The organism is Delftia sp. (assembly GCF_059499305.1).
The window spans coordinates 595,934-608,054 of the sequence record NZ_JCABYI010000030.1; the positions used below are offsets into that span (position 1 = coordinate 595,934).

Consider the following 12,121-nt stretch of genomic DNA (forward strand, 5'->3'; position numbering starts at 1 on the left):
TCTCCTTCACTCGCCCTGCGAGCCGCGCCGGGCCCAGCCCGTGGTGCGCTTTTCGATGGCGCTGAACAGCTCGTACATCACCATGGCCATGGCGCCCACCACGATCAGGCCGGCAAAGGCCAGGCCCATCTGCATGGACGAGCCGGCCGACACCAGCAGGTAGCCGATGCCTTCGTTGGCCGCCGTCATCTCGCTGACCGTGGTGCCCACGAAGGCCAGGGTGATCGCCACCTTCAGCGAGCCGTAGAAGTACGGCATGGAGCGCGGCAGGCCGACCTTGATGAGCACGTCCCAGCGCCGGGCGCCCAGCACGCGCAGCACATCCTCCAGCTCGGGCTCCAGCGTGGCCAGGCCGGTGGCGATGTTGACCATGATGGGAAAGAAGCTGATCAGGAAGGCCGTGAGGATGGCCGGTCCCGCGCCGATGCCGAACCAGACCACCAGGATGGGCACGAAGGCCGCCTTGGGCAGTGCGTTGAAGGCCGTCATCAGCGGATAGAACGCCGCATAGGCCAGGCGCGAGGAGCCGATCAGAAAGCCCAGCAGCACGCCCACCACGATGGCGATGCCAAAGCCCGCCATCGTCACCCAGTAGGTGCGCCAGGCATGGGCGGCGATGATGCCGCTGAACTCGGCCAGCTGCCGGCCGATGGCCCAGGGGCTGGGGAAGATGAATTCCGAGACCTCGAAGGCCGAGCAGATGACCTGCCACAGCAGGATGACCGCCAGCAGCAGCACCCAGGGCGCCCAGCGTTCCGCGTATTTCTTGTGCATGTGAATCTCCCCCGTTCTATTGTTGGATGGCCGCGCCGGTCTTGCGCATGGCGCCGATGTGGCCGCGCAGCTCGTGCACGATGTCGGTGAATTCGCGCGTGTAGGTCAGCTCCAGCTCGCGCGGGCGCGGCAGCTCGATGTCGCGGCGCACCACGAAGCGGCCCGGGCTCTTGCTCATCACGTACACGGTGTCGGCCAGGAAGACGCTTTCGCGCAGGTCGTGCGTGACCAGGATGACGTTGAAGCGCTGCTCGGCCTGCAGGTCGCGCAGCACGCACCACAGCTCCTCGCGCGTGAAGGCGTCCAGCGCGCCGAAGGGCTCGTCCAGCAGCAGCATCTGGGGCTCGTGGATCAGCGCGCGGCAGATGCTGGCGCGCTGCTGCATGCCGCCCGACAGCTGCCAGGGGTACTTGTCCTCGTAGCCGCCCAGGCCCACCTTCTGCAGCAGGGCGCGCGCACGCGCCTCGTACTCCTTGCGCTTTTGGCGGAACTGCGAGCGGTGCGGCTCCACGATCTCCAGCGGCAGCAGCACGTTGTCCACCGTGGTGCGCCAGGGCAGCAGCGACGGCGCCTGGAAGGCCATGCCCGAGATCTTCAGCGGCCCGGTCACGCGCTCGCCGTTGACCATGACGCGGCCCATGGAGGGCATCTTCAGCCCCGTGGTCAGCTTCATGAAGGTGGACTTGCCGCAGCCCGAGGGGCCGACGATGGCGATGAACTCGCCGCGCCGCACCTGCAGGTCGATGGCCTCGACCGCGAAGTGGTTGGCGCGCAGCAGCTCCTCGTTGTAGGCAAGCCAGACGTCGCGGAACTCGACGAAGAAGGCGTCGTCATCGCCGTGGGATGTGGAGGAATTCATGGCAGGCAGCAGGCAAGGGCCGTGCGCGCCACCCGCTGGCGCACGCGCACGGTGTCAATCACTTTGTCGTCACTTCTTGGGCAGGATGTTCAGCTCGGCCGCAGACGGCAGGAAGCTGCCGTTCCAGACCTCGGCCGGGTTCACGCGCGTCTTGGTGGCGTAGACATCGGAGACCTGCGACGCCATCAGCGACAGCCGCGTGGGCACGACCTGGCCAAAGCCTTCGGCACGCGCGTCGGCGCTGTTGACCACGGTGTCGATGGCCAGTTGCAGGCGGCGCGTCTCCAGCTGGGTGTTGACGATGCCGTCGCGCTCCTTCACGTAGGCAATGGCCGCGCCCGGGTTGGCGATGACTTCCTTGGCCCCCTTGGCGAAGGCCTGCAGGAAGGCCTTGATGGCGGCCGGGTTCTCCTTGATCAGCTTCGGGCTGGCGATGATGGCGTTGCCGTACAGCTTCACACCGAAGTCCGCATAGGGCATGACCACCACGTCGGCGGCCTTGATGCCGCGCGCCTCCAGGTTCAGCAGCGAGGTGAAGGTGAAGCCCGTGATGGCATCCACATCGCCGCGCACCAGCATGGTCTCGCGCAGCGGCGGGTCCATGGCCGTCCACTGCACGGTGCCGACCTGGTTGGCCTTGGCGAACAGCGGGAAGGCGCGGCGGCCCGCATCGAACACGGGCGCGCCCAGCTTCTTGCCGGTGAGGTCGGCCGTCCTGGCGATGCCGCTTTTCTTGAGCGCCATCACCGAGGCCGGCGTGTTGTTGTAGACCATCATCACGGCCACGGGCTTGTTGGGCATGTCCGGGTTGTTGGCCTGGAACTCCATCAGCGCAGCGATGTCGGCAAAGCCCAGGTCATAGGCGCCCGAGGCCACGCGCTGCACCACGCCGCCCGAGCCGCTGCCGGCATCGACCGTGACATCCAGGCCCGCGTCCTTGAAGTAGCCCTTGGCCACCGGCTGCAGGAAGAAGGCGGCCGGCCCCTCGAAGCGCCAGTCCAGCTGGAACTTCAGCGGCGTGGCCGCGTGGGCCTGTGTATGGGCCATTGCCAGGCCCGCGCTGGCGGACAGGGCCAGGACGGTGTGCAGGAACAGTCGTTTTTGCATGGTGGGCTTCCTCTCTGGTGGTCAAAAGAAACGGTGGGGCCGGAACGGGGCCGGATCAGCTTTTCCAGGCGCCCTGGTGCGAAGCGGCGGCCTCGCCGATCAGCGCAGGGCCTATGCATTCGATGGCGTGGGACGAGGCGGCGAACACATCGCGGCAGGACAGCTCGGCATCCTTCTGGTCCAGGCGCTCGCCGCGGAATTCGCGCAGGCGCACGGCGTCTATGCCGTAGACCACGCGGCCTATGGCCGACCAGAAGATGGCGCCCGCGCACATCACGCAGGGCTCGGCCGATGAATACAAGGTGGCTGCGGACAGCGCCTCGCGGTCATGCAGGGGGCTGGCCAGGCGGATGGCCGACAGCTCGGCATGGGCCGTGCAGTCGCCGCTCTCGCCGTTGGCGTTGGAGGCCTCGGCCAGCACGCGGCCATCGGCGGCCACGATGAGTGCGCCGAAAGGGCGGTTGCCGCGCTGGCGCGCGCGGTCGGCCATGGCGATGGCGCGGCGCAGGTACAGGCCGTCGCGCTCGTCGAGCGAGGCCTCAAGGGGCAGTGAAACGGTGGCGTGGTCCATGTGCACTCCCTCAGGCCTTGGCCATGCGCGCGGCCAGCGGCGGCAGCAGGCTGCGGTTGAACAGCGCGTCGGCCGACACGGGTGCCTTCAGGCCGAAGGCCTGGCTGACCTGCTCGGCCTGTCGGGCCAGCAGCTGCGGGTCGATGTCGCCCAGGCCGTGGCGCTGCGTATCGGGCGCGGCCAGGTATTGCGAGGTGATGGCCCAGCGCGCCAGTTCCAGCTTTTCATCCAGGATGGGCTCGCGCTGGCGCACGGCGGCCACGGCCAGCGCAGGCTGGGCCAGGCATTCGATGAGGGCGCGGTTGCTGGCACGCAGGAATCCCGCCACCAGCGCCGGCTGCTCGGCCACCAGAGCGCTGGAGGCCAGGATGGCATTGCCGTACAGCTGCACGCCCGCATCGGTGTAGCGCAGCACCGACAGCTCCTCGGGCTTGATGCGTGCGAACAGCGACACGGCCGAGTCATGGAAATAGGTGGCCGCATCCACATCGCCGCGCACCACCACGTTGTCGCGCGCCGAGAACTCCGTCGTGGTCCAGGCGAACAGGTCGGCCGGCAGGTTCTGGCGCTGCGCAACCAGGGGCCAGACGCGGCGCGTGGACTCCACGGCGGCGGCGGCCACCTTCTTGCCCTTGAGGCTGGCGAACTCGCCCGTGATGCCCCGGTCCTTGCGGCCGATGATGGCGAACGGCGCGCGGTTGTAGTACTGGTAGACGGCCTGCACGCGCGCCGCGCCTGCGTTCTGCGCATTGAACTCGATCAGCGAGCTGATGTCGCCCAGGCCCAGCTGGTAGGCGCCGCTGGCCACCCGCGTGATGGATGCCACCGAGCCCGAGCCCACGTCGATGCTCACGTCCAGCCCCTCGTCGCGGTAGTAGCCCTTTTGCAGCGCCACGAAAAAGGGCGCGGTCTGCGAGGTCACGCGAAAGTCCAGCGTGAACTTCAGCGGTGTCAGCGCCTTGCCCTGGGCGAAGGCACCGGGCATCACGGCACTGGCAGCGGGAAGGGCGGCGGCGGCAAGGAAATGGCGGCGTTGCATGGTGGAACTCTCAGTCGCTATCAACATGGGGACCGGCCGCTGGCATGGGGCCGGGCGGCTGGCGTGACATGAGCAATTTCCGGGCAACGCGCACTGGGCGCGTGCTGAACGCTTCTACTCGTTCGTCCTTGTATGCAAATGGCGTACCACCCCCTGAGCGGCTGCGCCGCTTCCCCCTCTCTACTTGCTTCGCAAGGGAGGGGGACGACGCCCTCGCCGCGAGGCGGCTCTTGCTCGGCGTCCCTGGCTTTTGACCGCGCCGGTTTTGAAGGAAGCGGGCTGCATGCATCACCTTGGTGCACCACCGACGAGATACGGGCATGCACCACGATTTCTGTGGGCTGCTGCACCACGATGGAACGCGCGCAGCGACGAACCGGCCTGCGCGGGCTGGCGCGCTGTTTGCTTGGGTGGTTGGCAAGAGTAGAAGCGTTCAGCTTGCCGGTCTGTGCCGGCGCGGGTCATTGCTCTTGAAGCGGGTGCGGGAGCGGCGTGGCTGCGACCTGTGCCCTGTCAGCCACTTCAAGAGCGACGGGCGGGATCGGTGTCTTTTTGCGCCGGCCGCCGCGTGCCTTGCCACTGCCTTTGCGGCAAAGGAAACAGACCATGAACATGCTTGCCAACTCCACCCTGCCTTCGGCACCGGCGTCAGATTACGCGCTGGGTGAACTCGCCAAGGAGGCCCGCATGGGCGGCCAGGGGCAGGAGACGCGCGCACGGGAGGTGCGGGTGATCGATATCTCCGACTTCGACCGCCGCAAGGCCGAGATCGCCGATGCGATCTGGCAGGCCTCGGTGGAGATCGGCTTCTTCCAGGTGTCGGGCCACGGTATTCCCCAGCCCGATATCGATGCGGCCTTCGGGCGTGCCGAGCAGTTGTTCGCGCTGCCGCGCGAGGTGAAGGCGCAGTGGCCGCTGTCGCGCAATGCGGGCTGGGAGCACAAGGCGCAGATCCGGCCTTCCACGCGCACGCCCGACCAGAAGGAGTCCTACCAGGTGACGCGCCCGCGCATGGCCGGCCTGTGGCCCACGCAGCAGGAGCTGCCGGGCTTTCAGCAGGCCACGCTGGACTTTGAGCGCCAGTGCTGGCAGGTGGGCATGCAGCTGCTGTCGTGCTTTGCGCACAAGCTGGGCTTCGATGCGGACTTCTTCACGCGCGCCCACGACCCTTCGGTGCCCGCCTACCAGAGCACGCTGCGCATGCTGCATTACTTTGCGGTCGACCCCGCGCTCAAGGATGAGCTGGGCCTGTGGCGCGCAGGCGCCCACACCGACTTCGACTGCCTGACCCTGCTGTTCCAGCGCGCGGGCCAGGGCGGCCTGCAGGTGCTGCCGGGCAAGGAGATGGAGGGCCAGCAATGGACGCCCGTGGACCCCGTGGAGGGCGTGATCACCTGCAACATCGGCGACATGCTCACGCGCTGGAGCGACGACCAGCTGCCCAGCAACTTCCACCGCGTGCGCAATCCCCTGCCCCATGAATACCAGGGCGCGCGCTACAGCCTGGCCTTCTTCTGCCAGGCCAACGAGGACGCGGTGATCGAGGGCCCGCAAAAGAAGTACCCGCCCATCACGGGCGCGGAATATCTGCGCCAGCGCATCAGCGCGAACTTTTCCAACAAATATTGATCCCCCTGAGCGGCTGCGCCGCTTCCCCCTGAGGGGGACGACACCCTCGGTGCGGGGCTGCCCTTCCTCGGTGTCCCTGGGGTGGGCCGCGCCAGTTTCCAGCGCTCCACTCTTTGACATAGTGTGGTGTGGCCTGGCCGGAAACGACAAGGCCCCGGAGTCCGGGGCCTTGCCTGTGTCTGCGATCGGTGGTGGTGTTGATCAGCGCAGCGATTCGATCAGGTCGATGTACTGCTGCTTGGCATCGTCGGCCGAGGTGTCCTTGAGCTTTTCCCAGGCGTCCCACTTGGCGCGGCCGACCATGTCGGTGAAGCTGGGCTTCTTGGCCTCGTTGTCGCCTTCGGTGGCCTGCTTGTACAGCGCGTAGAGCTTGAGCAGCGTGGCGTTGTCGGGGCGCTCGCTGATCGAGGTGGAGTTCTTGACGGCGGCCTCGAAGGCGGCGTTCAGATCGGACATGGCGGGTCTCCTGGTGGGCGGTTCGTGTAGCGGCACAGTGTAGCCAAAAAAGCAGGAATTTAGAACGACCGTGCTTTTTTCACCGTCATCCGAACCGAGACCGGCTACGCCCCTCCTATGCTGCGCTGCACAGGTGCCCGGCCATGGGCCATAGGTCTGCCTCGCAAGGCACGGGGGCCGGCGCCTGGCCCCGGGCGCTGCCCGGTTGCAGGATGCGGCCGTGCTCCATCACGACCACGCGGTCGGCGACGGCGAAGGCCTGCTGGCGGTCTTGCGTCGCATAGACGGCCGTACAACCCAGGCTGCGCAGCAGCTGGGGAATTTCCTCGCACAGGCGCTCGCGCAGGTTGCCGTCGAGGCCGGACAGGGGTTCGTCCAGCAGCACCAGGCGCGGGCGCTCCACCACGGCGCAGGCCAGCGCCGCGCGCTGCTGCTGGCCGCCCGACAGGCTGCCGGGAAGGCGCTCGCCCATGCCCTGCAGCCCGACCAGGCCCAGGGTCTGCTGCACCCGCTCGTGGATCTGCGTGCGAGGCAGGCCGCGCATCTCCAATGCGAAGGCCACGTTGGCCTGCAGGCTCATATGGGGCCAGAGCGCATGGTCCTGGAGCACCAGGCCCAGCTCGCGCCGCTCGGGCGGCAGGGACTGCGAGGCGCTGGCTGCGCACTGCCCGCCCATCCAGACTTCGCCGCGGCTGGGCTGCTCCAGCCCGGCCAGGATCTTGAGCAGGGTGGTCTTGCCGCAGCCCGAAGGACCCAGCAGGGCCAGCACCTCGCCGGGGGCGATCTGCAGGCTGATGTCCTGGAGCACGGCGCGCTCGCCGTGGATGCGCTTGAGCTGCCGGGCTTGGACGGCCACGCCCTGCGCGGCGGCCGTGGAGGATTCGATGGAGGTCACAGGGACCGCATGCTAGGTGCGGTGTGTGACATGCCGGTGTCGGCCGGACCCCGCAAGGGCCTCAGCGCGTGGGCTCGCTCAGCCAGCGCTGGGCCAGCTTCACCCAGAACGTGGCGCCCTGCGGAATCAGCTGGTCGTTGAAGTCGTAGCTGGGGTTGTGCAGCGTGCAGGGACCGCCGCCGTGGCCGATGGCGCGGTGGTCGCCGTCGCCATTGGCGATGAAGCAGTAGGCGCCGGGCTTTTCCAGCAGCATGAAGGCGAAGTCCTCGGCGCCCATGGACGGCTCCTGGGGCAGCACGTTGGCCTCGCCCACGACCTCGGCCATGACGCGGCGCGCGAACTCGGCCTCCGGGGCGGAGTTGATGGTGGGCGGGTAGTTGCGCACGAACTCGAACTCGCAGCGCGTGTCATGCGCCGCGCAGATGCTCTCGGCCAGGGCCTTCATGCGCCGCTCGATCAGGTCCAGCACCTCCAGCGTGAAGGTGCGCACCGTGCCCTGCAGCTCCACGCTGTCGGGCACCACGTTCGTGGCCTCGCCCGCATGGACCATGGTGACCGAGACCACGCCCGCCTCGATGGGCTTGACGTTGCGGCTGACGATGGTCTGCAGGCCCAGGATGAGCTGGGCCGCCACGGGCAGCGGGTCGATCACCATGTGCGGCATGGCCGCGTGGCCGCCCTTGCCGCGCACGACGATGCGGAACTCGTTGCTCGACGCCATGGCCGGGCCCGGGCCCACGGCCATGGTGCCGGCCTTCATGCCCGGCCAGTTGTGCATGCCGAACACGGCCTGCATGGGGAACTGGGTGAACAGGCCGTCCTCGACCATCTCGCGCGCCCCGCCGCCGCCCTCTTCGGCCGGCTGGAAGATCAGGTGCACCGTGCCCTCGAAGCTGTCGCGGTGCACGGCCAGGTACTGCGCGGCGGCCAGCAGCATGGCGACATGGCCGTCATGTCCGCAGGCATGCATTTTTCCGGCGTGGCGGCTGGCGTGCTCGAAGGTGTTGAACTCCTGCATGGGCAGGGCGTCCATGTCGGCGCGCAGCCCGATGGCCCGGCCGCTGGCGCCGCCGTCACGGCCGTGGATGGTGCCCACCACGCCCGTGCGGCCCAGGCCGCGGTGCACGGCAATGCCCCAGCCTTCGAGCTGCCGGGCCACCAGGTCGGCGGTGCGCAGTTCCTCGAAGCACAGTTCGGGATGGGCATGTATGTCGCGGCGCAGCGCGGTGATCTCGGGCGCGCGGTCCAGCAGTTCCTGCAGCAAGGCCATGGGGTTCTCCTTCTAGAGCTGCAAGCCTACACCCGGACCTTGCCGTCGCCGGTCAGCATGGACAACTCCACGAAGCGCGGCTTGCCGGACTGCGGCTTGAAGACCAGCGGGAAGCCGGCCACCTGCTGGCCGTGCATGGCGTCGAGCGCGGCCACCAGGCCGTCGCGCGTGGGCTTGCCCGAGGCCGAGGCCTGGCGCAGCGCATCGGCGAACACGCGTGCCGCCAGATAGCCTTCCATGCTGGAGTAGTTGGGCGTCAGCTTGCCGCCGCCCTTCTGGATGGCCGCCAGGAAATCGCGCGTGATCTGGCGCGAGGTCTGGAAGGGCGAGGGCACGACCTGGGTGACGACCACCCCTTCGGCATCCTTGCCCAGCGTCTGCGCCAGTGCCTGCGAGCCGACGAAGGAGACGTTGTAGAACTGCCCGCCAAAGCCCGCCTGGCGCGCCGCGCGCACAAAGGCCGCGCTGGCCGAGTAGGTGACGATCTGCACGATCACATCGGCGCCCAGCGGCACCAGCGTCTTGACGGCGGCGGCCACGTTGTTCGAGTTGCGCTCCACCGTGGCCGCGCCCACGGGCTCCAGCCCCTTGGCGGCCAGCGCCGCCTTGACGCCAGCCAGGCCCGATTCGCCATAGGCATCGTTCTGGTGCAGCACGGCCACCTTCTTCAGGCCCAGGCCCGTGAGGTGCCGCACCATCAGCGCCGTCTCGTCGGCATAGGAGGCGCGCACGTTGAAGACCAGTTGGGCCAGCTGGGGCTGGCGCAGCGCGTCGGCGCCCGACAGCGGCGCGAACAGGGGCACGCGCGCCTTTTGCAGCAGCGGCAGCGCGGCCATGCTGGTGGAGGTGCCCACGTAGCCGAACAGCGCGAACACGTCGTCGGACAGGAAGCGCTGGGTATTGGCCGCGCAGCGCTCGGGCTCGTAGCCGTCGTCCATCACGCGCAGTTCGATGTTGCGCCGGGCAATGCCCCCCTGCGCGTTGAGCTGCTCGAAGTACAGCTTGGCGCCTTCATGGAAGGGCTGGCCGATCTGTGCCGCGGGGCCCGTCATCGGGCAGGACTGGCCCAGCACGATGGTGCCTCCCGCGTCCTGGGCGCGCACTGCGCCGGTCCAGGTGGCGGCAGCCGCCGTGCTGGCTGCGATGAACTGTCTGCGGCTGAACGCCGTCTTGGGTCGGAGCATGAACTTGCCTGTTTTTGTCACTGGAATCGGCGCCGTTGCTGCGTGCAGCCGGCTGCAAGGGTCCGCATAATAAAGACAAGCGGCGATTGCGGCATGCAAGACCGGCACCGCCCCTTGCCCGTGACGGCCTTTTCCTGTTTTTCCGGCTTTCACGGTTCTTTCGCAAAGTCCCCACCCTGTCCGAGACCGCTGCCACCATGTCCTCCGCCACGCCCCCACTCCAGGCCACCTCACAGGTGCTGGGCGCCTGCCCCCATGACTGCCCCGATACCTGCTCGCTGGTGACCACGGTCGAAGACGGCATCGCCAAAAGAGTCCAGGGCAACCCCGACCATCCGCACACGGGCGGCGTGCTCTGCGCCAAGGTCAGCAAATACACCGAGCGCAGCTACCACCCCGAGCGTGTGCTCACCCCGCTGCGCCGCGTGGGCCCCAAGGGCTCCGGGCAGTTCGAGCCCGTGGGCTGGGACGAGGCGCTGGCCGACATCGCCGCCCGGCTGCACGCGCTGGCGGCGCGCGATCCCGAAACCATCCTGCCCTACAGCTACGCAGGCACCATGGGCCTGGTGCAGGGCGAGAGCATGGACCGGCGCTTCTTCCACCAGCTCGGCGCCTCGCTGCTGGACCGCACCATCTGCTCCAGCGCCGGGGGCGAGGCCCTGAACTTGACCTATGGCGGCAAGCTGGGCATGCGCGTGGAGCATTTCACCGAAAGCCGGCTCATTCTCATCTGGGGCAGCAACAGCATCGGCAGCAGCCTGCATTTCTGGCGCTATGCGCTGGAGGCCAAGCGCAACGGCGCGCGCCTGGTGTGCATCGACCCGCGCAAGACCGAGACCGCCGACAAATGCCACGAGCACCTGCAGCTGCTGCCCGGCACGGACGCGGCCCTGGCGCTGGCCCTGATGCACGAGCTGATCACGCACGGCTGGCTGGACCATGACTACATCGCGCGCCACACGCTGGGCTGGGAGGAACTCAAGGCCCGCGCCCTGCAGTGGCCGCCCGAGCGCGCCGCCCAGGTCTGCGGCCTGCCCGTGGAGCAGATCCGCCAGCTGGCGCGCGACTACGGCACCACCACGCCCGCCGCCATCCGCCTGAACTACGGCGTGCAGCGCGCGCGCGGCGGCGGCAATGCCGTGCGCGCCATCGCCTGCCTGCCGGCCCTGGTGGGCGCCTGGCGCCACCGTGCCGGCGGCCTGCTGCTGTCCGCCTCGGGCGCCCTGCCCGCGCAGCGCGCCCGACTGCAGATGCCGCACCTGCTGGGCGAGCGCCGCCCGCGCACCATCAACATGAGCACCATCGGCGATGCCTTGCTGCACGAAGGCGGCAATGGCTTCGGCCCGCGCGTGGACGCCATCGTGGTCTACAACAGCAATCCCGTGGCCGTGGCGCCCGAGTCGGCCAAGGTCGTGGCCGGCTTTGCGCGCGAGAACCTTTTCACCGTGGTGCTGGAGCAGTTCATGACCGACACGGCCGACCTGGCCGACTACGTGCTGCCGGCCACCACGCAGATCGAGCACTGGGACATCCACGGCAGCTACGGCCATACCGACGTGCTGCTCAACCGCCCCGCCATCGCGCCGCTGGGCCAGGCGCGCAGCAACGGCCAGATCTTCCGCGACCTGGCCGCGCACATGGCGCGGCATGACGACGCCTTTGCCGCTGCCCATTTCCAGACGGGAGACGAGCAACTGTGCCGCGAAGCCTTCGAGGGCCGCGGCGTGGACTTCGACGAGCTGCTGGACAAGGGCTTTGCCACCCTGGCCCTGCCCGAGGCCCCCTTTGCCGAGGGCGGCTTCGCCACGCCCTCGGGCCGCTGCGAATTCACCAGCGCCGAGCTGGCGCGGCGCGGCATGGACCCGCTGCCCGACTACCTGCCCAACTACGAAACCGCCGAAACGGATGCGCGCTACCCGCTGGCAATGATCTCGCCGCCGGCACGCAACTTTCTCAACAGCAGCTTCGTCAACGTCAAGAGCCTGCGCACCATGGAAGGCCGCCCGCTGGTGGAGCTGCACCCCGACGACGCCGCCACGCGCGGCGTGGCCGAGGGCGACCGCGTGCGCGTCTTCAACGACCGGGGCAGCTACGAATGCCACGCCACCCTCAACGGCCGCGCGCGCCGTGGCGTGGTCAACGGCCTGGGCATCTGGTGGCGCAAGCATGGCGACAACGGCACCAATGTCAACGAGCTCACCCACCAGCGCCTGACCGACCTGGGCCGCGCGCCCAGCTTCTACGACTGCGCGGTACAGGTGCAGCGGCTGGCCTGAGCCCCGCCCCGGAGGCGGGCGATTCCTGCGCAATGGCGTCTGGCGCATCGGCACAATGGAC

General features: G+C 68.6%; 11 protein-coding genes. 2 read left to right on the plus strand and 9 right to left on the minus strand.

Going from position 1 to position 12,121, the window contains the following annotated elements; all coding sequences use genetic code 11:
- Nucleotides 1–6: 6 nt before the first annotated feature.
- The 5 genes from AC5I49_RS19320 to AC5I49_RS19340 all read right to left on the minus strand — a co-directional run bounded on the left by AC5I49_RS19320 (nt 7) and on the right by AC5I49_RS19340 (nt 4,350).
- Entirely contained in the window at nt 7–774 is a 768-nt protein-coding gene (locus AC5I49_RS19320; RefSeq protein ID WP_012203071.1) for an ABC transporter permease, read from the minus strand.
- A gap of 16 nt (nt 775–790) precedes the next feature.
- Nucleotides 791–1,633 (minus strand): ABC transporter ATP-binding protein, encoded by an 843-nt coding sequence (locus AC5I49_RS19325; RefSeq protein ID WP_017406667.1) that lies wholly within the window; start codon nt 1,631–1,633, stop codon nt 791–793.
- Nucleotides 1,634–1,702: 69 nt separating this feature from the next.
- Nucleotides 1,703–2,740, minus strand: coding sequence for an ABC transporter substrate-binding protein (locus tag AC5I49_RS19330; protein WP_310036170.1), 1,038 nt, complete (start codon nt 2,738–2,740; stop codon nt 1,703–1,705).
- Nucleotides 2,741–2,795: 55 nt separating this feature from the next.
- A complete protein-coding gene (locus AC5I49_RS19335; protein ID WP_012203068.1) occupies nt 2,796–3,311 on the minus strand; it encodes a nucleoside deaminase in 516 nt (171 codons plus the stop codon).
- Between the two features lie 10 nt (nt 3,312–3,321).
- A complete protein-coding gene (locus AC5I49_RS19340) occupies nt 3,322–4,350 on the minus strand; it encodes an ABC transporter substrate-binding protein (RefSeq protein ID WP_016446613.1) in 1,029 nt (342 codons plus the stop codon).
- A 606-nt stretch (nt 4,351–4,956) separates the two neighbouring features.
- Between AC5I49_RS19340 and AC5I49_RS19345 the strand changes: the two genes are divergently transcribed.
- A complete protein-coding gene (locus AC5I49_RS19345) occupies nt 4,957–5,979 on the plus strand; it encodes an isopenicillin N synthase family dioxygenase (protein WP_047468388.1) in 1,023 nt (340 codons plus the stop codon).
- Nucleotides 5,980–6,180: 201 nt separating this feature from the next.
- Here AC5I49_RS19345 and AC5I49_RS19350 read toward each other — a convergent pair whose 3' ends face one another.
- The 4 genes from AC5I49_RS19350 to AC5I49_RS19365 form a co-directional block, all read right to left on the minus strand.
- Entirely contained in the window at nt 6,181–6,435 is a 255-nt protein-coding gene (locus AC5I49_RS19350) for an acyl-CoA-binding protein (RefSeq protein ID WP_012203065.1), read from the minus strand.
- 115 nt (nt 6,436–6,550) lie between these two features.
- Nucleotides 6,551–7,330 (minus strand): ABC transporter ATP-binding protein, encoded by a 780-nt coding sequence (locus tag AC5I49_RS19355; protein WP_495789749.1) that lies wholly within the window; start codon nt 7,328–7,330, stop codon nt 6,551–6,553.
- Between the two features lie 61 nt (nt 7,331–7,391).
- Complete coding sequence (locus AC5I49_RS19360) at nt 7,392–8,600, minus strand: M20 aminoacylase family protein (RefSeq protein WP_495789750.1); 1,209 nt, start codon at nt 8,598–8,600, stop codon at nt 7,392–7,394.
- A gap of 26 nt (nt 8,601–8,626) precedes the next feature.
- Nucleotides 8,627–9,784 (minus strand): ABC transporter substrate-binding protein, encoded by a 1,158-nt coding sequence (locus AC5I49_RS19365; RefSeq protein ID WP_495789751.1) that lies wholly within the window; start codon nt 9,782–9,784, stop codon nt 8,627–8,629.
- A 197-nt stretch (nt 9,785–9,981) separates the two neighbouring features.
- Here AC5I49_RS19365 and AC5I49_RS19370 point away from each other — a divergent pair, with 197 nt between their 5' ends.
- The gene (locus AC5I49_RS19370; protein ID WP_016446618.1) at nt 9,982–12,060 is read left to right on the plus strand and encodes a molybdopterin-containing oxidoreductase family protein; all 2,079 of its coding nucleotides are present in this window, start codon (nt 9,982–9,984) and stop codon (nt 12,058–12,060) included.
- The last annotated feature ends 61 nt before the right edge of the window (nt 12,061–12,121 follow it).